We start from the raw sequence: 22,131 nt of genomic DNA, 5'->3' as shown, positions 1-22,131 counted from the left end.
CATGGCACTTCGACTGGTGATCGGCTCGGACGACGCGGGCTACGAATACAAGGAACGCATCAAGGCGGACCTGCTCGCCAACCCTCTCGTCGAGTCCGTGCTGGACGTCGGCGTGGATGCGGACAGCCACACGAACTACCCCGGCATCGCCACTGCGGCGGGGGAGAAGGTCGCAGCCGGCGAAGCGGATCGCGCGATCCTCATCTGCGGCACAGGGCTGGGCGTCGCGATCGCGGCGAACAAGGTCGCCGGCATTCGTGCCGTCACCGCTCATGACTCGTTCAGCGTCGAGCGCTCCGTGCTGTCGAACGACGCACAGGTGCTCTGCATGGGGCAGCGTGTCATCGGCATCGAGCTCGCTCGGCGTCTCGCATCCGAGTGGCTCACCTACACCTTCGACCCGAGCAGCGCCTCGGCCGAGAAGGTGCAGGAGATCTGCGCGTACGAAGGAGTCTGATCCCCTCATGCGGCCGCTGCTGATCGGCGCGAGCCTGAAGATGTACTTCAGTCACGCGCAGACGGTTGACTGGGTGCGCGCCGTCGCCCGGATCCTCGACGAGCATCCGGCAGCGCCCGCAGTGACCGCCTTCGTGATGCCGCAGTATCCGTCCATTCCCGCGGCCGTCGAGCACGGTGGGCGACTCGCGGTCGGGGCGCAGGACCTCGCGACGGAGGATGCCGGCGCGTTCACCGGTGAGGTCTCGGGTGCGGTTCTCGCGGAACTCGGGTGCGAGTTCGTGGAGGTCGGTCACGCGGAGCGCCGCCGGATGTTCGGTGAGACCGACGAGATCGTCGCCAGGAAGGTGCACGCCGCGTTGCGCAACGGACTCACTCCGTTGCTGTGCGTCGGAGAGGCGGAGCGGCAGGATGCGGCGGCTGCCGCAGAGGCCTGCATCGCGCAGGTCCGCTCCGGGCTGCGGGAGGCTGCCGCGGCAGGGGTGTCGGCCCCGGTGGTGGTGGCGTACGAGCCGCTGTGGGCGATCGGTGCCCCTGAGCCGGCCGGCGCCGATCACATCCGCGGCGTGTGCGCACTGCTCTCCGACCACCTCGAGCAGGAGGGCGTGTCCGCACGGGTGATCTACGGAGGCAGCGCCGGGCCTGGGCTGCTCACGCAGATCGCCGACAGTGTCGACGGCCTGTTCCTCGGTCGCTTCGCGCATGACCCGGAGGCCTTCCGTGAGATCCTCGATGAAGTGAGGCCACTGGCGGCCTGACCAGTGGGCGAGGGAGAGTGACCGACGTATGGGGACCGGTGGAGGCCTGAAGGGGCTCGACGACACGATCGAGCGCAGAGGACTGCGGGACCATGTGTACGAGCGCATTCTGCAGCTGCTGCTCAGCGGTGACGCTGCGCCGGGCGCTCGACTGTCCATCGACACGATCGCTCGTCAGCTGAGTGTGTCGCAGACCCCCGTGCGGGAAGCGATGGTGCAGCTCGAACGAACCGGGCTGGTCACGCGCGAGGCGCTGAAGGGATACCGCGTGGCGCCACCGCTCGGTGCGCAGCAGCTGCGCGAGTTGTTCGATGCGCGCCTCATGCTCGAGTCGCATGCCGCCAGGCTCGCGACCCCCGCGTCGCCGGAGATGCTGAGCGAACTGCGTGCGGCCGAGGACACCCATCGCCAGATCGGTGAGCAGGTGATCACTGCGCTGCGTGCGGGCTCGACGGATGTCGAATTGACCACCGCGTACTTCGCTGCCGACGCGGACTTCCACCGCGTCGTCTTCCACCATTGCGGCAATCGCTACCTGAACGAGATGTCGGAGTCGCTCGGTGCGCAGCTGCACCGCATGCGGCAGTCCGTGCTGCACGGTGTCACCGACGTCCGCGAGGCGATCGCCGAGCACGAGGCGATCGCCGAGGCGTTCGCCGGCGATGACCCTGATGCGCCGGAGGCCCTCATGCGCCACCACATCGAGCAGGTGCGTGCGCGCTCGCTCGACCTCGCGCGCGGCTGACCAGGAGGGGCTGGCAGGCCTCTTCGCACGAGCCTTGCGCATCACGTGATTTCCTATAGGATCTATGAAGATTCGTCGATCGGCGGATCTCCACGTCAATGGAGTCGTCATGGCTGCACCCGCACAACCTCACACCCGTGAGACCTGGCCCATCGCCGTCTGCATGCACGGATTCTCACCGGTGCTGCGGGACGGCACGCGCCTGCACGACGCCAGCCCCGACGTGTGGGACGGCATCTTCCGCCGGGTCGCGAGCGTGGGATTCGACGCCGTGGAGATCGCCGACAGCCACATCCGGCCGGCAGATCTGACCCCCGCGCGGCGCGGAGAGCTGACCGCTGTCGCGCGCCGCCACGGCATCGATCTGATCTCGGCGCACGTCCAGCGCCAGAGCGTGATCGAGCCGGGGAAGGGCGAGCAGAACCTCGCCTACGCGCACCGCGCGATCGACGCGGCCGCTGAGATGGGGATGAAGATCTTCTCGACGGGCCTGCACCAGCCGTTCACGGAGGCTCAGCGCAAGGCGCTGTGGTTCTGGACCGCACAGGGCCCTGTCGATCCCGACGACGCGGACACCCGGGCGCTCGCGGTGACGCGTCTGCGCGAACTCGGTGAGCACGCAGCATCCGTCGGTCTGCCGATGTCCCTGGAGATGTACGAGGACACGTACCTCGGCACGGCGGACAGCGCGGTTCGCCTGATCGAGGAGATCGGCCTCGACAACGTCGGCCTCAACCCCGACATCGCGAACCTCATCCGTCTGCACCGTCCGATCGAGGACTGGCTCGAGATGCACGAGAAGACGCTCCCGTATGCGAACTACTGGCATGTGAAGAACTACACCCGCGACGAGTCCGCCGACGGGTCGTGGCAGACCTCCGTGCCCACGAGCATGGAGCTCGGCCTCATCAACTACCGCGAGACGGTCTCGCGCGCCATCGAGCTGGGCTTCAACGGCCCGTTCCTGATGGAGCAGTACGGCGGAGACAGCCTCGGCGTCTGCGCGACCAACCGCGACTACCTGCGCACGCTTCTTCCAGAGTCCGCTCAGAACTGACCGCATCCGATCCAAGGAGACGAAAAATGACCACCCAGGAACGTCCCGTCTACGCCGTCATCGGCAGCGGCTACATGGGCGGGGGCATCGCTCAGTCCCTCGCTCTCTCCGGCGCCGACGTGCGCATCGCGGATGTCGACATCGAGGTCGCCCAGAAGAACCTCGCACGACTCATCGAGGAGGCAGGTCAGTTCGCCGCCGACGGCCTGTTCCCGGCTGATGCCGCGACGATCATCGCCGAGCGCGTCAGCGCGGCGACGATCGAGGATGCCGTCGCCGGGGCTTCCTTCATCGAGGAGGCCGTCCCGGAGAAGATCGAGATCAAGCACGCCACGCTTCGCCGCATCTCGGAGGCGGCAGCACCCGACGCGATCATCGGCAGCAACACCTCGACGATCCTCATCGGAAAGCTCGCCGAAGCCGTCGTCAACCCGGAGCGCTTCCTCGGTGTGCACTTCTCCAATCCGGCGCCGTTCATCCCCGGCGTCGAACTGATCCCGCACGCTGATACCGACGAGGCGATCCTTCCTGTCGTCGAGCAGCTGGTCGCCGCGACCGGCAAGGAGACCGCACGCATCAAGGACGCCACCGGGTTCGTGCTCAACCGTCTGCAGTACGCGCTGTTCCATGAGGCGACCCAGCTGGTCGAAGAGGGCGTCGCATCCCCCGAGGACATCGACACCATCGTCCGCACCACCTTCGGGTTCCGTCTTCCGGTGTTCGGCCCCTTCGCGATCGCCGACATGGCGGGCCTCGACGTCTACTCGTTCTGCTACGCCTCGCTGCAGACCGAGTTCCCCGAGCGCTTCGCGACGCCGAAGATCCTCGACGACCTCGTCTCCGCAGGCAAGCTCGGCACGAAGACCGGTGCCGGATTCCTCGACGTGCCGGCGGACCGCACTCCTGAGCTGATCGCGTACCGCAACAAGGCGTACGTGGCCATCAAGAAGCTCATGGATGAGCTCGGCCCCGCCCCCATCCACCCCGCCCACTGATCGGAGCATCGACGATGACCGTCACATTCCCCACCGAGCGCACCGTCATCCTCACGGGCGCCGCAAGCCCGCGCGGCATCGGCCGCGGCACGGCGTTCCACCTGGCTGAACAGGGCTGGAACGTCGGCATCATCGACGTCGACGCCGAAGCGGCCGCCGGCACCGCGGCCGAGGTCGCCGAGGCGCACGGCGTCCGGGCGGTCGGCGTCGGCGCCGATGTCGCCGACCGCGAGCAGGCCGTGGCCGCCGTGGACGCGATCGAGGCCGAGTTGCCGCAGACCGTCGCGCTGGTCAACTTCGCCGGCGTCTCCTCTCCCGTGCCGTACCTCGAGGTGACGCCGGAGGAATGGCACCGGGTGAACTCGATCAACCTCGAAGGCGTGCACTGGATCACCCAGCGCGTCGCTCGCACCCTGGCGGAGAACCGGGTCGGCCGTATCGTCGGCATCTCGTCCGTGTCGGCGCAACGCGGGGGAGGAACCTTCTCCAAGACGCCGTACTCGGCGTCGAAGGCCGGCGTCATCGGTCTCATGCGCTCCATCGCCCGTGAACTCGGTCCGCTCGGCATCACCGCCAACGTGATCTCACCGGGGCCCATCGACACCGACATCATGGGCGGGACGCTGACGGACGAGCGCAAGGCCGCGATGGCCGCAGACGGTGTTCTGCCTCGTATCGGAACCCCGACGGACATCGCCGCCGCGGTGGCCTACCTCATCAGCGAGAACGCCGGCTTCGTGACGGGTCAGACCCTGAACGTCGACGGCGGCCTCTACATGCACTGACGGTGACCGACATGACCCCCACCTGGTCCAAAGGCCGCATCGCCTTCCTCGTTCTCGGCGTGATCTGCGTGGGCGTCGGCCTCGCGCTCATCATTCCATCGCTGGTCGGCTGATCTGAACAGTCCCAAGAACCCCCACTCAAAGGAGAGTCACGTGTCCGATCACGTACCAGGCCCGACCACGCAGACGCTGCTGGCCAGTCCGCACCTGGCCAGCGGCATCCGCAAGGCGACGTTCCGCCTGATGCCGATGCTCATCATCCTGTACTTCGTCGCGTTCCTCGACCGCACCAACGTCGGCTTCGCGGAGCAGGCCCTCGAGATGGACCGCAATATCACCGCAGGAGCGTATGCGCTCGGTGCCGGCATCTTCTTCATCGGCTACGCGATCTTCGAGATCCCCTCGAACCTGCTGCTGGACAAGTTCGGCGCGCGATTCTGGCTCGCGCGCATCGCCATCACCTGGGGAATCGTCGCCACGGCGTTCGCCTTCGTGAACGGCGAGACGATGTTCATCGTCCTGCGCTTCCTGCTGGGTGTGACCGAGGCGGGGCTCTTCCCCGGGGTCATCATGTTCCTGTCGCAGTGGTTCCCGAACAAGCGACGCGTTCAGATGTTCGCGCTGTTCTACCTCGCCCAGCCCTTCTCGCAGATGCTCGGTGCGCCGCTGTCCGGCGGACTCATCAGCTTCGGAGACCAGGTGACCCCGTGGGCCGGATGGCAGGTGATGTTCTTCGTCGAGGGCATGATGGCGGTCGTCGCCGGTGTCGCCGCGTTCTTCTTCCTCGTCGATTCGCCGCAGAAGGCGAAGTTCCTCTCGGATGCCGAGAAGCTCGCCCTGCGACAGATCATGGAGCACGAGGACACGGTCAAGGGGTCGGACGGGCCGCGAGGCATCGGCGCCGCGCTGCTGAGCTGGAAGGTGTGGTACTTCACCGTCATCTACTTCTGCCTGCAGATCGCCGTCTACGGGACGACCTTCTACCTGCCGCAGCAGGTGTCCGCTCTCATCGGCCAGTCGGTCGGCTGGCAGGTCGGCCTCGTCTCCGCCATTCCGTGGGCGGTCGGCCTGTTCGCCTGCTACTACGTCGGCAAACACGCGACGAGCATCAAGCGCCGCCGCGTGTGGGGTGCCCTCTTCTTCCTGGTCACCGGTTCGGCGATCCTCGTGTCGGCATGGGCCGGGGCGAACGGGCAGAGCCTGCTCGGCATCGTGGCGATCACCGTCGCGGTGAGCGCATTCCTCTCGGTCGGCCCGATCACGTGGTCGTTCCCGACGTCGTTCCTCACCGGTGCCGCCGCGGCGACCGGTATCGGCCTGATCAACTCGCTCGGAAATCTCGGTGGGTTCGTCGCTCCGATCATGCGCACCGGAATCAACGAGTCGATTCCGACGGACAGCGGGGCATGGGGCGTCGTTTCGCTCGGAGCGTTCGCCTTCCTCGCCGCTGTGATGATGTGGGCGACGCGCTTCTTCAGCGCGAAGGCCGACGCACTGCTGGAGGAGAACGCTCCGGCACCGGGGCACTGAGCCCGCGAGGGGATGCACGGCACCGTCGGCATCCCCTCGCCTCGACATACCGATCGCATCGCGCGCTACCTGCGCCCGATGATCTTGCGGCGCGCATTCGCGCGCCTGCGAAACCCCTGATGAGCACGAAGGAGTGTCATGAATCAGACTGTGACGGAGAAACGTCCCGCAAAGCACGGGCGTGAGACGGCCGCCAGGCGCACGATCAAGAATCTGCGCTGGTGGATCCTGGGGTGGGCACTCGTCGCCGGCATCGTGAACTACATGGACCGCAGTGCGATCTCCATCGCGGCGCCGGCGCTGATCGAGGAGCTCGGCCTCACCCGCACCGACATCGGCCTGCTGGGCACCGTGTTCAGCTGGACGTACGCGTTCGCGCAGTTGCCGGCCGGTTGGTTGGTCGACAAACTCGGCGCGCGGAGGATGTACTTCCTGGCCATCGCGGGCTGGTCCATCGCGACGGCGCTCATGTCGATCGGAACGACGCTGTGGCACTTCGTCACATTCCGGTTCCTGCTCGGGGTGACCGAGGCTCCGAACGGCCCGGCGAGCGCGCGTCTGACCGCTGACTGGTTCCCGCGCTCCGAACGAGGACAGGCGACGGCCATCTGGGACTCCGGCTCGAAGTGGGGTCCGGCGATCGCGCCGCCCATCCTCACCGGCATCATGATCGCATTCGGTTGGCAGGCGATCTTCGTCTTCCTCGGCCTGCTCGGCATCATCCTCGCGGTCGCCTTCTACATCTTCTACCGCCGGCCGGAACTGCACCCCGCGATCTCGGATGAGGAACTCGCTCACATCACCTCTGAGGCGGAGAAGCAGGACGTCGGCGCCGCGAAGGTGCCGTGGCTGAAGCTGTTCGCGCACCGTCAGATCTGGGGAATGATGGCCGGATTCTTCTGCGTCATCTGGATCTGGAACATCTTCATCGTCTTCCTGCCGCTGTACCTGCAGGAGGAGCGCGGTGTCAGCATCGCCGGCTCAGGGTGGCTCGCTGCGATCCCGTACCTGGGCGCCGCCGTCCTCGGGATCACCGGCGGCTGGGTGATGACCAGGTACACCAAGGCATCGGGCCTCGATGCGCTCACGGCCAAGCGTCGCGTCATGTCGGTGGCCGCGGTGGCTGCGGGAGTCCTGATCTGCCTCATCCCTCTCGTGGGAGACCTCACCCTGGCGATGATCGTGATGACCGTCGCTCTCGGATTCGTCGCGACGATGCAGGCAGCCGCGTGGGCGATGCCCGGCGACATCGTCAACACCTCTCAGGTGGCCTCCGTCGGTGCGATCCAGAACTTCGGCGGATACTTCGGCGGAGCCTTCGCGCCGCTGCTGACCGGGATCATCGCCGACGCGACCGGTTCGTACGCGCCGTCGTTCATCATCGGTGGCGTCATCGCGGCGCTCGCCGCGGTCGCCTACATGGTGCTGGTCCGTCGGCCGATGGCCGCGCTGAAGGAGGATGCTCGATGACCTATCGCATCGGAATCACGAACGAGGCGATCGAGCCGGATGGGTCGAGCGTCCACGGCGATCTCGCGCTCGATCAGCTCGAGGCGGCGGGGATCGAGTGGGAGATCATCGACGCGCATCCGCATGACGACAGTGACCTCGCCGGCCTCGATGCCGTGTACGCGCTCGGGCACCGCACGTTCGACGCGAAGGTCCTCGCCGCGGCCCCCGGGCTCAGGCATGTGGCGCGCTTCGGCGCCGGGTACGACACCATCGACCTCGAGGCGTGCAGCGACGCCGGCGTGCTCGTCACCAACACGCCGGATGCCATCCGTCGACCGCTCGCGCTGGCCGCGGTGACGCTGGTGCTCGCCGTCACGCACAACCTCGTGCAGAAGCACCGGATCACCGTCGAGGACCGGTGGGAGGACCGGGGCCGTTGGCGCGGAGTCGACACGGACGGCGCGACGGTCGCGATCGTCGGTTTCGGCAGCGTCGGGGCGGAGGCGGCGCGGATGCTGCTCGCGATCGGCCACCGGGTCGTCGGAGTCAACCGGCGCGGGCGCAGCGACGAGGCCGACGTGCTCGGAGTGCCGATGCTGCCCATGGCCGATGCCCTGGCAGCGGCCGACGTCGTCGTGCTGTGCGCCTCGCTCAATCCGTCCACGCGCGGAATGATCGGGGCTGCAGAGCTGGCGCAGATGAAGTCCACCGCGGCTCTGGTGAACGTCGGGCGGGGAGGTCTGGTCGATCAGAAGGCGCTCACCGCCGCGCTCATGGACGGCACCATCCGCGCTGCCGGACTGGACGTCTTCGACCCGGAGCCCCCTGCGCCTGATGACCCGTTGCTGTCGCTGGACAACGTCACGCTCTCACCGCATGCGCTGTGCTGGACGGACGATTACACGCAGGCCGTCGTGACGCAGGCGAACGAGTCGCTCATCGCGGTCGCCGACGGACGTGTCCCGCCGCGGGTCCTCAACCCCCGTGCCCTCGAGCATGAGCGATGGGCGAAGGCGGCGGCAGCGGCCGGCTGAGCGGACCGCGCTGCTCCTCGCGCGAAAAATGACGATGCCCTGACTCCGGTCAGGGCATCGTCATCTGTGTTCGGGATCAGGAGGTGGTGAGTCGCCCGATGGCCTCGACGAACGCGTCGACGTCGGATTCCTGGGTGTCGAAGCTGCACATCCAGCGGACTTCGCGCCGCGCTGCATCCCAGTCGTAGAACCGGAACACCTCGCGCAGACGGTCGGCGACGCCGACGGGGAGCGTGGCGAACACGCCGTTGACCTGCGTCGGCTGGGTGAACTCGACGCCGCGGATGCTGCCGTCGGCGAGTCCTGCCTCGATGCCGGCGCGCAGGCGCTGCGCCATGGCGTTGGAGTGGGACGCGTTGCGCAGCCACAGGTCGCCCTCCAGCAGCGCGATCAGCTGCGCGGAGACGAAGCGCATCTTGGAGGACAGCTGCATGGAGTACTTGCGGCTGTAGATGAGACCGTCGGATGCCTCGGGCTCGAGCACGACGATCGCCTCGCCGACCATCGCACCGTTCTTCGTGCCGCCGAAGCTGAGCACGTCGACGCCCACGTCCCTGGTGAATGCGGCGAAGGGCAGATCGAGCGCTGCGGCGGCGTTGGAGATGCGCGAGCCGTCCATGTGCAGCCGCATGCCGTGACCGTGCGCGTGATCGGCGAGGGCGCGGATCTCGTCCGGCGTGTAGAGCGTGCCGAGCTCGGTCGACTGGGTGATGGAGACCACCAGCGGCTGTGCGCGGTGCTCGTCGCCCCAGCCCCATGCCTCACGGTCGACGAGCTCGGGGGTAAGCTTGCCGTCCTCGCTCGGGACGGTGAGCAGCTTCATGCCGCCCATCCGTTCAGGGGCCCCGCCCTCGTCCACGTTGATGTGGGCGGTGGATGCCGCGATGACGGCACCCCAGCGGGGGAGCATCGACTGCAGGCCGACGACGTTCGCCCCCGTGCCGTTGAACACGGGGAACGCCTCCACTCCTTCTCCGAAGTGGCTGCGGAAGACCTCCTGCAGCCGCTCGGTGTACTGGTCTTCGCCGTAGGCGATCTGGTGACCGTCGTTGGCCGCTGCGATGGCGGCGAGGACTTCGGGGTGGATGCCGGAGTAGTTGTCCGACGCGAATCCCCGGATCGCGGGGTCATGCAGGCTGTTCACCACAACAGCCTATGTCGGATGTCGGTGCCCGGGTCTACCCTCGTTCGCATGGAGCGCACTGCAGCGAAACGAGCATTCGCGAACGTCCTCATCAACACCCTCATCGCCAATGTGACGACGAGCTTCTTGTGGTTCGCCCTGACCTTCTGGGTCTACATCGAGACGCGGTCCGTTCTCGCGACCGGGATCATCGGCGGCGCCTACATGCTGTTCGTCGCGCTGTTCGCGATGGTGTTCGGCACGGTCGTCGACCGGCATCGCAAGCACGCCGTCATGGTGCTCTCGAGCGTCGTGTCCGCCGTGGCGTTCGGCGTCGCCGGCGTGCTGTATCTGTTCTTCAGCGAGAGTCAGCTGCTTGACCTCGGTGCGCCGTGGTTCTGGCTGTTCGCCGGCATCATCCTGTTCGGTGGCGTGATCGAGCAACTCCGCAACATCGCCCTGTCGACGACGGTCACACTGCTGATCGAAGAGGACAGGCGCGCCAACGCCAACGGGCTGGTCGGCACGGTGCAGGGCATCGCGTTCCTCGTCACGAGCGTGTTCTCCGGGCTGTCGATCGGCTTCCTCGGGATGGGGTGGACCCTGATCATCGCGATCGTGGCGATGGGGGTGACGTTCGTCCACCTGCTCCTCATCCGGATCCCCGAAGCCGAGCCGCAGCCCGATCCGAGCTCGTCGGGAGCCCTCGACTTCCGCGGGAGCGTGCAGGCGATCCGCCTCGCGCCCGGGCTGTTCGCGCTGATCATCTTCTCGACATTCAACAACCTCATCGGGGGCGTCTACATGGCGCTCATGGATCCGTACGGACTGACGCTGTTCAATGCGCAGCTGTGGGGGATCGCGCTGGCATTCGCCTCGACGGGGTTCCTCATCGGAGGGGCGCTGGTGGCGAAGTTCGGGCTCGGCAAGCGGCCGGTGCAGACGATGCTGCTCGTCGTGATCGCCATGGGGCTGCTGGGTGCGGTGTTCATGCTTCGCGAGTGGTGGCCGCTGTACGTGGCGGGCATGTGGCTCTACATGATGCTCGTGCCGCCGGTCGAAGCGGCGGAGCAGACGGTGATCCAGAAGGTGGTGCCCTTCGAGCGGCAGGGGCGCGTGTTCGGCACGGCCGCAGCCCTCGAGGCGAGCGCCGCGCCGATCACGGCGTTCCTCATCGCCCCGATCGCCGAGTTCCTCATCATCCCGTACATGGACAGCCCGGCCGGCCAGGACCGGTGGGGCTGGTTGCTGGGCGAGGGCGAGGCGCGCGGTATCGCGCTGGTCTGCCTGTTCGCCGGGATCATCATGGTGATCGCGACGACCCTGGCGTTCTTCACGCGTTCGTACCGCACACTCACCGCGCTGTACGAGAACGCGCCGCACCAGGCCATTCCCGGCAGTGAGGGCGAGGGTGACGACGGCGAGGGTGACGACGGCGAGGCTGCGGCGCCGCCGCTGCCCGGTCAGGCTGCGGCGCAGGACGCGCCACCGCCCGTACCGGGATTGCCGCCGACCGGGTCGCAGGGGTGAGATGCGGCAGCGGCCGGCGCGCGAGCGAGCAGGTTGAGTCGGTCCTGCTGGCCGCGGGATTCAGGCCAGGTCGAGCACCCGATCGTTGAGCTCGTCGGCACCCTGGTCCCACAAGCCGAGGACGGCCTCGGCCAGGGTCTCAGGATCCAGGGCCTTGGCTCTGAGGATCACGGATGCTGCGCGCAGAGGCTCCCCGGCATCCCGCGCGGTCTTGGTGAACCCGTGCGCCACCGCGCGTGCCCATGCCTCAGAGGCGGCCTTGACTGCGGCGTAGTTGGCGCCACCGGCGAGCGGGCGGGCGACCGCGGTCGACGACACGATCGCGAAGCGCCCGGCGGTCGACGCCTGCAGCAGGGGGGCGAAGGCCCGAGAGGTCGCGCGGACGGCCTCGAGAGCCGGGAGCAGGGCGGCGAAGTCCTCGTCGGACTGCCCCGCCAGGCCGCCGCCGCCGCGCCATCCGCCGACCAGCGGGATGACCCCATCTACGCTGTCGAGCGTGCCCGCCACCTGCTGCATGGCGGAGATCGAGGTCGCATCCGCCACCACGATCTCCGCACCGACGTCCCGCAGTGCCCCCAGACGCTGAGCGGACCGCCCCGTCGCGACCACACGGGCGCCGGCATCCACCAGCGCCCGCGCGACCGCGACCCCCGCGGCGCTCGTCGCGCCGGCGAGCACCACGGTGCGCGCGGTGAGATCAGCCATCCGACCCACCCGTCAGCAGCACCGAGCTCGCAGATGCGCACGCTCCTCGCAGGAATTCCGGCGAAACGTGCGAGAAGCGTGCTGTTCTGCGAGAAACGTGCTCACTCATCGCCGGCGCGGATGCCCGAGGTCGACTCGATGACGGGCCGCATCTTCTTCTCGAGCGCCTCGAAGAACATCGACAGCGGGAACTCGTCGTCCATGACCGCGTCGGTGTAGCCCTTCGGCAGCCCGGCCAGCACCTCGTCCGACAGGCCACGCGCCCAGACGGATGCCGGGTTGGGCGTGAGGACGCTCCGGACGAGCTCGTAGGCGGCGAGCCAGTGCGCCTTCTTCGGGCGGTCGATCGAGCGCCAGTAGAGGTCGTCGATCGCCTCGCCCAGCGCGATCACGGCATCCGGCACGGCGTCCCAGTCGAACGTGAGGCGGGTGTCGGTCCAGTGCAGCACGCCGCGCTGGTGCAGCCACGCGAACAGCAGCTGACCGCCCAGCCCGTCGTAGTTGCGCACGCGGCTGCCGGTGATGGCGAACCGGAAGATGCGGTCGAAGATCACCGCGTACTGCACGAGCCCGGCGTGCTCGAGCATCTCCTGCTCGACCGCGGAGATGCTGTCCTGCGCCGAGAGCCGCTTCTCGATCGCGACCGACTCGCGGAACGCGGTGAGGTCGCAGCGCAGCTCCTCCAGCGAATAGAGGAAGTACGGCATCCGCTGCTTGATCATGAACGGATCGAACGGAAGGTCGCCGCGCATGTGCGTGCGGTCGTGGATGATGTCCCACATCACGAACGTCTTCTCGGTGAGGTCCTGATCGTCCAGCATCCGCGCGGCCGCATCCGGCAGCTCGAGCTTGGTGATCTCGGACGCGGCACGGACGACGCGGCGGTACCGGGCGGCCTCGCGGTCCTGGAAGATCGCGCCCCACGTGAAGGTGGGGATCTCGCGCATCGCGACGGTCTCCGGGAACAGCACAGCCGAGTTCGTGTCGTACCCGGGGGTGAAGTCGACCAGACGCAGCGACACGAACAGCTTGTTGCCGTAGTCGCCGGCCTCGAGGGCGGCGATGAACTCCGGCCAGATGGCCTCGACGATGAGCGCCTCGATCAGGCGGTCGGACGATCCGTTCTGCGTATACATCGGGAACACGACGAGGTGACGGATGCCGTCGGTGCGGTGCTGCTGCGGCTGGAACGCCACGAGCGAGTCGAGGAAGTCGGGAACGCCGAAGCCCTCGGACGCCCAGCGCTCGAAGTCCGCGACGGAGGCGGCGAGGTACTCGGCGTCGTGCGGGAAGGCGGGGGCGAGAGCGCGGATGCCGGCGGTGATGGCGGCGACGTGCTCGGTCGCGGCGGCGTGCGTCTCCGGGTCTGCAGCGCCCGGGATCGAGCCGTCCTTCACCTGCAGCTCACGGATCGCGATGGCCGCGTCCTTCAGCATCCGCCATGCCGCGCTGTTCTCGGCGGTGGCGGCATCCTCGACGACCTCGGGTTCGCCGATGATGGCAGTGGTGTGAAGGGGAGTGGACATCGGGACCTCCGATCGCAAGGCATGCCGGAAAATTTCCGGCGATCAACTGAATATGCGGTTATTCTTCCATCTATGGAGGATGCTGTCGACCGCGGAATCATCGCCGAGATCTCCCGCGACGCCCGGGCGACGCTCGCGCAGCTGTCAGAGGCGGTGGGACTGTCGACGTCGGCGGTCCAGTCCCGGCTGCGCAGACTGGAGACGCGCGGGGTCATCACCGGTTATCGCCCTGTGCTGGACGCCGAGGCGCTCGGCAAACCCCTGTCGGCCTTCATCGAGATCACGCCTCTGGATCCGGGGCAGCCCGACAACGCCCCCGAGCTGCTCGAACACCTCGTGGAGATCGAGGCATGCCACTCGATCGCGGGTGATGCCAGTTACATGCTCTTCGTCCGCGTCACCTCACCGCGCGCGCTGGAGCAGCTCGTCGGTGACATCCGCGCCGTCGCCAACGTGCGCACGCGCACGACCGTCGTCCTGCAGACCTACTACGAGAACCGGCCCATCGCCGTGGAGACGCCGGAGGGCTGAGGCCCCCGCGCGACGCTCGCAGCCGTCGCTGTGACCACTGGACGGCCGAGGCCGCTCCGAGGAGACTGGACGCAGATCGCGGTCACCCGCCGCGCGACGAGACGGGAGCATCATGTCGTTCCAGGCGTACCTCGATGCGGTCGAGGACAAGACGGGACTCACGCCGCGGCAGCTCATCGAGCTGGCGAAGGAGAAGGGGTTCGGCGAAGGGACCAAGGCCGGCCCGATCCTGGAGTGGCTGAAGGACGACTACGACCTCGGTCGCGGCCACGGGATGGCGATCGTGCACGTGATCACGAAGGGGCCGCAGATCTCCGCCAAGCACGTCGGCTCCGAGGGAAGTCACGCCGATCCCAGCGACACCCTGTGGTTGGACGGCAAGGCGAGCAACCCGAACCCGTAGGGGCGCTTTCGCCGCGACTACACTTCTCTCCGTGGCAGCATCCTCGAAGCGCAAGTCCTCATCGACCAGGCGGAAGCCCGCCCGCACCAGCGGCAACCCGGCCAGGCGCCCCATCGTCGAAGCGCCGCCCATCACCGTGAAGGACTGGATCGGGGCCGCGCGACTGCGCACGCTGCCGCTCGCGGTCGCGCCTGTCGTCATCGGTACAGGGGCGGCACAGCTCGTCGACCGCGAGTTCCACTGGGCCATCGCCCTGGCCTGCCTCGCGGTCGCCGTGCTGCTGCAGATCGGCGTGAACTTCACCAACGACTACAGCGACGGCATCCGGGGAACCGACGCGCACCGGGTGGGGCCGGCGCGCCTGACGGCGTCGGGACGGGTCAACCCGCGTCACGTTCTGATCATCGGGCTGTCCCTGTTCGCGCTCGCCGCGCTGGTCGGGCTCGCGATCGTGATCCGTACAGGACAGTGGTGGATGTTGGCGGTCGGTGTCGCGTGCATCGCCGCGGCGTGGTTCTACACCGGCGGCAAGCGCCCGTACGGGTACGCGGGCCTCGGCGAGGTCTTCGTCTTCATCTTCTTCGGGCTCGTGTCGGTGCTCGGCACGACGTGGGTCCAGGCTTTCCGGCTGCCGCTGGAGGCGTGGCTCGGAGCGATCGCGGCCGGTCTGTTCGCATGCGCGGTGCTCCTGGCGAACAACCTGCGCGACATCGATCAGGACCGAGAGGTCGGCAAGCGCACGCTCACGGTGCTCATCGGTCGGACGGCGACGAAGTCCGTCTACACGGTCTTCATGCTCGTGCCGTTCGTCCTCGCGGGGTTCATGGCGCTGCTGTACCCGATCGCGTGGCTCAGCCTGCTCGGCCTGCTCGCCGGTCTCCCCGCGATCCTCATCGTGTGGACGTACCGACTGCCGCGCGAGCTGGTCGTCGCGCTGGGGCTGACATCCCTCACGGCGCTGCTGTACGCCGGTGCGCTCTACTGGGCGTTCGTCGCCTGAGTCAGTTCTCGTGAGTGGGCGTCGAGTCGGCGGCCGCGTCCAGCGCGGCATCCTCCGCTTCGGCATCCTCCGCTGCGGCGCTCTTGGCGGCCGAGCCGCGTGCGGCTCGCCGCTCGTAGATCTCGGCCGATGCACCGGAGAGCGGGCGGCGCAGGAACAGGATCGACAGGCTCATGCCGATCAGGGCGGCGAAGATCGCCGTCAGCCACCAGTACTCCCGCATGATCGGGAACAACCACATGATGCCGAGCGGGACGAGGAACGCCAGCAGCCGCAGCACGGAGTACACGAGAATGGGCGGCAACTTCATGCGGCCATTGTAGGCCGCGCGGCTGTGCGGATCCCGGGCCGGTCCTCGCGCCCACCGCGTCACACGTCGTCATCCGACGACTCGCGATGACATGTTCGCCCGGTCCGCTGGTCAGGCAGTCGGGTGGCCGGTAGCGTCGGGGCCATCGCGACGATCCGGGTGGTCCCGGGCTTCGGCTCATACCTGAAAGTGCTGCGGGTTCGACTCCCGCCGTCGCGTCGACACCGCACGGATGCAGGGCGCAGGCACGGATGCAGGACGAAACGCCGTCCGTGCGCCCTGCATCCGTGCGTCGGCCCTGCATGCGTGCGGCCGAACCAGCCCAACGGAGCCGCTCGACCGCCCGGGCGCGCGGGCGGTGTCGGAGTTCGCGCCGCAGGCTCTCAGGGCGGTCATCGAATATCCCGCCTACACTGGAAGGGTGGCGAGAGTACTGATCGTCGGGGGTTTCCTGGCCCTCGTCTTCTGGGTGTTCAGCATCGTCGACTGCGCAGTGCAGCCGGCGACGCGGCACCGCGGTGTGCCCAAGGGTGCGTGGATCGCGATCGTCGTCCTCATCCCGGTCCTCGGCGGCATCCTCTGGTTCGTGCTCGGCAGGCGCCGGCGCAGCGACCAGGAGGGCATGCGGCCCGTCGCGCCGGACGACGACCCCGAGTTCCTCCGGAGCATCGGCAAGTCGGAGCAGGACGAGCGGATCCGCCGTCTGGAAGAAGAGCTCGCTCGCCTCGACGACGAGACCGACGGACCGGCCGCGGACTCTCGTTCATGACGACAGCGCCCGCGGCGGATGCTGCGGCATCCCTCCTCGCGGAGCTCGTGAGCGCCGGGGTGCGCGACATCGTCATCTCGCCCGGCTCCCGGTCGCAGGCGCTCGCGCTCGCCGCCACGCACCTCGCACGGCAGGGAACGGTGCGCGTGCACGTCCGGATCGACGAACGCGTCGCCGGGTTCACGGCACTCGGGCTGTCCCGTGAGACGCGCGTGCCCACCGCGGTGATCTGCACATCAGGCACCGCGGCGGCGAATCTCCTCCCCGCCACCATGGAGGCCTTCCACTCCGGGGTCCCACTGCTGCTGCTCACCGCGGACCGCCCGCCGGAGCTGCGCGGCGTCGGCGCCAACCAGGCGACGGTGCAGCCGGGGCTGTTCGGCGCATTCGTGCGCTGGCAGCACGACGCACCGGTCCCGGGAGACGGCGATTGGGACGGGCTCGGAGCACGGGCGATCGCGGCGGCGATGGGGGCGAGCGACCAGGCATCGGGGCTCCCCGGCGTCGCCGGCCCCGTGCACCTGAACCTTCCCAGCCGCGAACCGCTCTCCAGTGCGCTGGCCGCCGACTACCGCGCCGAGCCGGGCGATGCCCCGCGGCCCGACGCCGAAGGCGCGTTCGTCCTCGAGCGCGGCCCTCGCACCGTCGTCGTCGCCGGAGCCGATGCGGGGCCGGCGGCAGAAGAGGTCTCCCACGCCGGGTCGTGGCCGCTCGTCGCCGAGATCGTCAGCGGGGCGCGCTTCGGCCGGTACATCGTCCACGGCTATCGCGGGCACCTCGGTGATCCGGAGCTCGGCGGACGCATCGAACGCGTCATCGTCCTCGGACACCCCACGCTCAGCCGAGAGGTCACCGCTCTCCTGCGACGCGACGACATCGACATCGTCGCGGTCCGCTCAGGAGGGGAGGCGCTCGATCTGAACGGACGCACGAGGTCTGCGGCATCCGTCGTCGTCGCGGACGGCGAAGCCGACCGGGCATGGCTCGGGGCGTGGATGCGCGCCTCCGCGGACTCGGTCGTCGACCTCTCCGAGACCGCGCCGGATCAGGAGGGTCTGCACTCCACCGATCTCGCCGCCCGCCGAGACGCGATGCGCGCCGAGTTGGCGGCGGTGCGTCGCCCCCTGGATCGCGAACTGCTGGTGGATGCCGTCTGGCGGGCGACCTGGCCGCACGACCGCCTGATGTTCGGCTCGTCACGCCTCGTCCGTGTGGCGGACGCCGTGCTCGGGGGCAAGAAGGTGCCGGTCCACTCCAACCGCGGGCTCGCCGGCATCGACGGCACGATCTCCACGGCGACGGGCATCGCGATCGCCAGCCAAGCCGAGGGTGCCGCCGGTGTGACCCGGGTCGTCCTCGGCGATCTCACGTTCCTGCACGACGTCGGCGCGCTGCTGCTCCCACCGGACGAGCCGAAGCGTCGCATCCAGGTCATCGTCGGCAACGACGGCGGCGGGACGATCTTCGACGGGCTGGAGGTCGCAGCATCCGCCCCCCGCGAGGACCTCGACCGCGCCTTCTACACGCCCCAGGCCGTGGCGATCGAACAGCTCGCGACCGCCTACGGGTGGGAGTACAGCCGGGTCACCACCCGTGCCGCCCTCGATCAGGCGCTCACCTCCCCGGTGCCAGGACCGCAGATCATCGAGGTCCCGCTCCCGCGCTGACCCTGTCGCCCACGCGATCCTGCGGCGTGTCGTACGCCGTGCTCGACCGCCGGGCTCGGGCACGATGGGGACATGAGCACCCGCGGATGGACAGGCCAGGCGACCGAACTCCTACGAGTGGGGGACGGGTTCCGTCTCAGTGACGTCGATCCTGGCAGCCGCCCAGGGTACGAGGGCGGCAAGAAGGACGGCGCGAAGGATCTCGCCACAGGCATCGAGGCGCTCGGCGAGCTGCAGGAGCGCCTGTTCGCGGCAAGTCAGGTGGGGGAGGCGCATGACGCCGTGCTGCTCGTGCTGCAGGCGATGGATTCGGCGGGCAAGGGTGGGATCGTACGCCACGTCGTCGGCGGCGTGGACCCGCAGGGGGTGTCGCTCGCGAGCTTCAAGGCACCGACGGACGAGGAGCGCAGGCACGACTTCCTCTGGCGCATCGAGAAGCAGCTGCCGGAGCACGGGCGCATCGGCGTCTTCGATCGCTCCCACTACGAGGACGTGCTCATCGGCAAGGTCCGTTCGCTCGCGCCGGACGCCGAGATCGAGCGACGGTACGACGCGATCAACGAGTTCGAGGAACGGGTGGCCGCATCGGGCACCCGCATCGTCAAGGTGATGCTGCACATCTCGCCGGAGGAGCAGAAGTCCCGCCTCATGGAACGGCTGGAGCGCCCGGACAAGCACTGGAAGTACAACCCGGGCGACGTCGACGAGCGGATGCTGTGGCCGCAGTACATGGACGCGTATCAGGCCGTGTTCGACCGCACCTCCCGCCCCGGCGCTCCCTGGCACGTGGTTCCGGCCGACAGCAAGTGGTACGCCAGGCTCGCGGTGCAGGAGCTGCTGCTCGCCGCGCTCGAGGACATCGACCCGCAGTGGCCGGCCGCCGACTACGACGTCGAGGCGGAGAAGGCCCGGCTCGCCGCGAGCTGAGCTCGCGCGCCCCGGGGCATAACTCCGGAGATTCTTCACCGATCCGCGATTCTTCGGTCGGCGGAGGCCCGGAATGCGGTGATTCTCCGGAGTTGTGGCCACGCAGCGGTCGTGCCGGATGCCGCGTGCCGGATGCCGCGTGCCGGATGCCCCGTGCCGGCCTCGGCCGCCGGGGCCTGTGCCTACGCGAGCGCGTCGACCAGCGGCCGGAACTTCACGCGCGTCTCGAGGAGCTCCGTCTCCGGGTCGCTCGCGGCGACGATGCCCGCTCCGGCATAGGCCGTCACAGCGATGTTCGCGCCGTCATCCCCCGCGACGAACTGCGCGCATCGGAGGGCGATCGCCCACTCGCCATTGCCGTTGCCGTCGATCCAGCCGACGGGGCCCGCATAGCGACCGCGATCGAACGGCTCGAGTTCCCGGATCGCCGCCACGGCCGCAGGGGTCGGTGTCCCCGCGACAGCCGCGGTGGGATGCAGGGCGCCGACGAGGTCGAGAGCAGACCCGCCGTCGGACAGCTCCGCCTCCACATCGGTGGCGAGGTGGAAGAGATTGGGGAGCTTGAGCAGGAAGGGCTGTTCGCTGGAGGCCATCGCGCGCACATGCGGGCGCAGCGACTCGAGCAGGCTCTGCACAGCGTACTCGTGCTCGTCGATGTCCTTCGTGCTGGATGCCAGGTGCGCGGAGGCCGCGGCATCCTCGTCGGCATCCGCGCCGCGGCCGATCGTGCCGGCGAGAACACGTGCGGTGACGCCGCCGTTCTGCACCGTCACCAGGGTCTCGGGGCTCGCGCCGATCAGTCCGTCGACGGCGAACGTCCACGTGTCGGGGTAGCCGCCGGACAGGGCGCGCACGAGACGTCGCAGGTCGGAGCCGGCGGGGATGGTCCCGGCGAGGTCCCGCGCGAGCACGACCTTGCCGATCTCGCCGCTGCCGATCCGCTGGAGCGCGGCGCGCACCGACGACTGGTAGCCCTCGGGGGACTGGGCGCCGGGGCCGACCGTGCCAGCCCAGTGCGCCCCGTACGGATTCGGCTCGAGCGTGGCATCCGGCTGATCCTGGGGGAGGTCCTCGCCCACCGGAGCGATGCGGGTGATCCACCCGCGTCCCTGATGCTTGCCGAGGATGACCGAGGGCACGATGAGGACGCTGTCCGCCCCTGAGCCCTCGTCGAAGGTGAGCGCGCCGAATCCCACCAGGCCCGTCCCTGGGAGCCCCACCGGGTCGTCGACGTCGGCGTGGGCGGTCAGTTCGCGCCAGGCATCCGCCATGATCGCGCTGCGGAGCGGGCCTTCACCGGCCGCGACGCGGATGATCGCCGGCATCCCGTCGCCGACCGCGACGATTCCGTCGCCGCGGCGGAGCCACGCCAGGGGGCGATCGGGGGCGGCGTATGCGAGGAGGTCCTCGACCGGATCGAACTCTCGGGTCTGCACGATCAGGCGGGTGGTCACCCTCCCAGGATAGTTCTCCCCCCGATGCGTCCGGATGCCCGCACTAGGCTGACGAGGTGGAAACGCGCCCTGCACCCGGCACCCCGATGATCTTCCAGTGGCGCAAGTGGGACGGCTCGCCGCACTGGCGTCACGAGTGCGTCTACCTCGGCGCTGACGAGTGGGGCGACTGGGTCGGTCAGCCCGTCGGATGGCACAGCGTCCGCCCTGGTGCCGAGTTCCACGCCGAGGCGCCGAACGTCACGCTCGTACCGCCGTCCGCCGACCACGCCCTCACCGTCAACCGCGCGCATCCGATCGGCATGCGGATCTACATCGATCTCGGCTGGGACGTCCGCTGGTCTCCGAACGACCCGCTCCTGGCCACCGGCATCGACATGGACCTCGACGTCATCCGCCTGGAGAAGGAGCGGGACCCGGCGGAAGGACCCAACGGCACGTGGGTCGACGACCGGGACGAGTGGGCGGAGCACAGCGTCCGATACGGGTATCCGGCCGATGTCATGACGCATCTCGAGGCGCTCACCCTCGACCTCGAGGAGAGGGTGCGCGATCTGGTCGCGCCGTTCGACGACGCGACGGCCGACGCCTGGCTCGACCGCCTGGAAACGCTCAGGCTGGACCGACCTAGACTGGACGGATGACCGAGCCCAACCGCGCAGACCTCGATCGGGATCCGTCGCGCGTCAGCGGGATGTTCGACCAGGTCGCCCCCGGCTACGACCGCACGAACACCGTGATGACGTTCGGCAACGACGCGATCTGGCGGGCCGCGACGACACGGGCCGTCGCGCCGCAGCGCGGAGAGCGGATCCTCGACCTCGCAGCGGGCACGGCATCCTCCTCGGCATCTCTCGCCGCCAGTGGCGCTGACGTCGTCGCCGCCGATTTCTCGCCCGGCATGCTCGCAGAGGGAAAGCGCAGGCACGGCCACCTGTCGAACCTCACTTTCGCCCTCGCTGACGCGATGGACCTGCCGTTCGCGGACGACGAGTTCGACGCCGTCACGATGTCGTACGGGCTGCGGAACGTCCAGCAGCCCAAGGTGGCACTGGCTGAGCTCTTCCGCGTCACGAAGCCCGGTGGGCGCCTCGTCATCAACGAGTTCTCGACCCCGCCCGACCCCGTGTTCCGCGGTCTCTACCGGTTCTACAACGCGCAGGTCCTGCCCCGCGTGGCACGACTTGCCGGCACCAACGGCGACGCGTACGACTACCTCAACGAGTCCATCCGTGACTGGCCGGACCAGAAGAAGCTCGCGGCGTGGATCCGCGAGGCCGGGTGGACCGACGTCGCCTACCGCAACCTGACCTTCGGGATCGTCGCCCTGCACAGGGCGACCAAGCCCGCGGGTGCGACCGAGCACCCATGAGC

23 protein-coding genes and 1 tRNA gene are annotated in these 22,131 nt (G+C 68.7%); 19 read left to right on the top strand and 5 right to left on the bottom strand.

Translation table 11 applies throughout. The features are described from left to right. Position 1: 1 nt before the first annotated feature. From HD600_RS03520 to HD600_RS03480, 9 genes are all read left to right on the top strand, one after another. Positions 2-457 (top strand): ribose-5-phosphate isomerase, encoded by a 456-nt coding sequence (locus HD600_RS03520; RefSeq protein WP_144792669.1) that lies wholly within the window; start codon positions 2-4, stop codon positions 455-457. Positions 458-464: 7 nt separating this feature from the next. Next, positions 465-1,214, top strand: coding sequence for a triose-phosphate isomerase family protein (locus HD600_RS03515; RefSeq protein ID WP_184281545.1), 750 nt, complete (start codon positions 465-467; stop codon positions 1,212-1,214). Between the two features lie 28 nt (positions 1,215-1,242). Next, positions 1,243-1,959 carry a GntR family transcriptional regulator gene (locus HD600_RS03510; RefSeq protein WP_184281544.1) on the top strand — a complete coding sequence of 239 codons (717 nt, stop codon included), beginning with the start codon at positions 1,243-1,245 and terminating at the stop codon, positions 1,957-1,959. Positions 1,960-2,068: 109 nt separating this feature from the next. Next, on the top strand, positions 2,069-3,016 hold the full coding sequence (locus tag HD600_RS03505; RefSeq protein WP_184281542.1) for a sugar phosphate isomerase/epimerase family protein: 948 nt from the start codon (positions 2,069-2,071) through the stop codon (positions 3,014-3,016). Between the two features lie 26 nt (positions 3,017-3,042). Continuing rightward, positions 3,043-4,011: a 3-hydroxyacyl-CoA dehydrogenase family protein gene (locus tag HD600_RS03500; RefSeq protein ID WP_184281540.1), complete on the top strand. Its 969-nt coding sequence runs from the start codon at positions 3,043-3,045 to the stop codon at positions 4,009-4,011. Positions 4,012-4,025: 14 nt separating this feature from the next. Further along, entirely contained in the window at positions 4,026-4,796 is a 771-nt protein-coding gene (locus tag HD600_RS03495; RefSeq protein ID WP_144792654.1) for an SDR family NAD(P)-dependent oxidoreductase, read from the top strand. A 153-nt stretch (positions 4,797-4,949) separates the two neighbouring features. Continuing rightward, positions 4,950-6,326, top strand: a complete 1,377-nt coding sequence (locus HD600_RS03490; protein ID WP_338402132.1) for an MFS transporter — start codon at positions 4,950-4,952, stop codon at positions 6,324-6,326. 138 nt (positions 6,327-6,464) lie between these two features. After that, entirely contained in the window at positions 6,465-7,796 is a 1,332-nt protein-coding gene (locus tag HD600_RS03485; protein WP_184281538.1) for an MFS transporter, read from the top strand. Continuing rightward, positions 7,793-8,812 carry a 2-hydroxyacid dehydrogenase gene (locus HD600_RS03480; RefSeq protein WP_184281536.1) on the top strand — a complete coding sequence of 340 codons (1,020 nt, stop codon included), beginning with the start codon at positions 7,793-7,795 and terminating at the stop codon, positions 8,810-8,812. The genes HD600_RS03485 and HD600_RS03480 overlap by 4 nt, the downstream gene beginning before the upstream one ends. Before the next feature lie 76 nt (positions 8,813-8,888). On the opposite strand, the gene HD600_RS03475 is transcribed toward HD600_RS03480, so the two are convergent. Beyond that, complete coding sequence (locus HD600_RS03475; protein ID WP_184281534.1) at positions 8,889-9,956, bottom strand: beta-eliminating lyase-related protein; 1,068 nt, start codon at positions 9,954-9,956, stop codon at positions 8,889-8,891. A gap of 48 nt (positions 9,957-10,004) precedes the next feature. Between HD600_RS03475 and HD600_RS03470 the strand changes: the two genes are divergently transcribed. Beyond that, positions 10,005-11,465 (top strand): MFS transporter, encoded by a 1,461-nt coding sequence (locus HD600_RS03470; protein ID WP_184281532.1) that lies wholly within the window; start codon positions 10,005-10,007, stop codon positions 11,463-11,465. Positions 11,466-11,525: 60 nt separating this feature from the next. Here HD600_RS03470 and HD600_RS03465 read toward each other — a convergent pair whose 3' ends face one another. Both HD600_RS03465 and HD600_RS03460 read right to left on the bottom strand, forming a co-directional pair. Beyond that, positions 11,526-12,170 (bottom strand): SDR family NAD(P)-dependent oxidoreductase, encoded by a 645-nt coding sequence (locus HD600_RS03465; RefSeq protein ID WP_184281530.1) that lies wholly within the window; start codon positions 12,168-12,170, stop codon positions 11,526-11,528. 101 nt (positions 12,171-12,271) lie between these two features. After that, complete coding sequence (locus tag HD600_RS03460) at positions 12,272-13,696, bottom strand: DUF6421 family protein (protein WP_184281528.1); 1,425 nt, start codon at positions 13,694-13,696, stop codon at positions 12,272-12,274. A gap of 72 nt (positions 13,697-13,768) precedes the next feature. On the opposite strand from HD600_RS03460, the gene HD600_RS03455 reads away from it, so the two are divergent. From HD600_RS03455 to HD600_RS03445, 3 genes are all read left to right on the top strand, one after another. Next, positions 13,769-14,227, top strand: a complete 459-nt coding sequence (locus HD600_RS03455) for an Lrp/AsnC family transcriptional regulator (protein ID WP_144792634.1) — start codon at positions 13,769-13,771, stop codon at positions 14,225-14,227. A gap of 112 nt (positions 14,228-14,339) precedes the next feature. Beyond that, complete coding sequence (locus HD600_RS03450) at positions 14,340-14,630, top strand: DUF4287 domain-containing protein (protein ID WP_184281526.1); 291 nt, start codon at positions 14,340-14,342, stop codon at positions 14,628-14,630. A 31-nt stretch (positions 14,631-14,661) separates the two neighbouring features. After that, positions 14,662-15,630: a 1,4-dihydroxy-2-naphthoate polyprenyltransferase gene (locus HD600_RS03445; protein ID WP_144792628.1), complete on the top strand. Its 969-nt coding sequence runs from the start codon at positions 14,662-14,664 to the stop codon at positions 15,628-15,630. Position 15,631: 1 nt separating this feature from the next. Here the strand turns inward: HD600_RS03445 and HD600_RS03440 are convergent, their stop codons facing one another. Next, positions 15,632-15,940: a DUF4229 domain-containing protein gene (locus HD600_RS03440; RefSeq protein ID WP_184281524.1), complete on the bottom strand. Its 309-nt coding sequence runs from the start codon at positions 15,938-15,940 to the stop codon at positions 15,632-15,634. Positions 15,941-16,086: 146 nt separating this feature from the next. Between HD600_RS03440 and HD600_RS03435 the strand changes: the two genes are divergently transcribed. The 4 genes from HD600_RS03435 (at position 16,087) to HD600_RS03420 (ending at position 19,303) form a co-directional block, all read left to right on the top strand. Next, positions 16,087-16,159, top strand: a tRNA-Met gene (locus tag HD600_RS03435). Positions 16,160-16,361: 202 nt separating this feature from the next. Next, positions 16,362-16,709: a PLDc N-terminal domain-containing protein gene (locus tag HD600_RS14830; RefSeq protein ID WP_184281522.1), complete on the top strand. Its 348-nt coding sequence runs from the start codon at positions 16,362-16,364 to the stop codon at positions 16,707-16,709. Next, positions 16,706-18,376: a 2-succinyl-5-enolpyruvyl-6-hydroxy-3-cyclohexene-1-carboxylic-acid synthase gene (menD, locus tag HD600_RS03425; RefSeq protein ID WP_184281520.1), complete on the top strand. Its 1,671-nt coding sequence runs from the start codon at positions 16,706-16,708 to the stop codon at positions 18,374-18,376. Before HD600_RS14830 ends, menD begins: the two co-directional genes overlap by 4 nt. Positions 18,377-18,448: 72 nt before the next feature. Continuing rightward, the gene (locus HD600_RS03420; RefSeq protein ID WP_184281518.1) at positions 18,449-19,303 is read left to right on the top strand and encodes a polyphosphate kinase 2 family protein; all 855 of its coding nucleotides are present in this window, start codon (positions 18,449-18,451) and stop codon (positions 19,301-19,303) included. Positions 19,304-19,485: 182 nt separating this feature from the next. Here HD600_RS03420 and HD600_RS03415 read toward each other — a convergent pair whose 3' ends face one another. Then, on the bottom strand, positions 19,486-20,757 hold the full coding sequence (locus tag HD600_RS03415; RefSeq protein WP_338402131.1) for an isochorismate synthase: 1,272 nt from the start codon (positions 20,755-20,757) through the stop codon (positions 19,486-19,488). A 56-nt stretch (positions 20,758-20,813) separates the two neighbouring features. On the opposite strand from HD600_RS03415, the gene HD600_RS03410 reads away from it, so the two are divergent. Both HD600_RS03410 and HD600_RS03405 read left to right on the top strand, forming a co-directional pair. After that, the gene (locus HD600_RS03410) at positions 20,814-21,401 is read left to right on the top strand and encodes a DUF402 domain-containing protein (RefSeq protein WP_338402130.1); all 588 of its coding nucleotides are present in this window, start codon (positions 20,814-20,816) and stop codon (positions 21,399-21,401) included. Further along, positions 21,398-22,129, top strand: a complete 732-nt coding sequence (locus HD600_RS03405) for a class I SAM-dependent methyltransferase (protein WP_184281516.1) — start codon at positions 21,398-21,400, stop codon at positions 22,127-22,129. Before HD600_RS03410 ends, HD600_RS03405 begins: the two co-directional genes overlap by 4 nt. Positions 22,130-22,131 lie beyond the last annotated feature (2 nt).

Origin of the sequence: Microbacterium ginsengiterrae, from assembly GCF_014205075.1 — a bacterium.
GTDB lineage: Bacteria > Actinomycetota > Actinomycetes > Actinomycetales > Microbacteriaceae > Microbacterium > Microbacterium ginsengiterrae.
The sequence above is the reverse complement of the archived record's forward strand: the minus strand, read 5'-3'. Positions and strand labels throughout refer to the sequence as shown.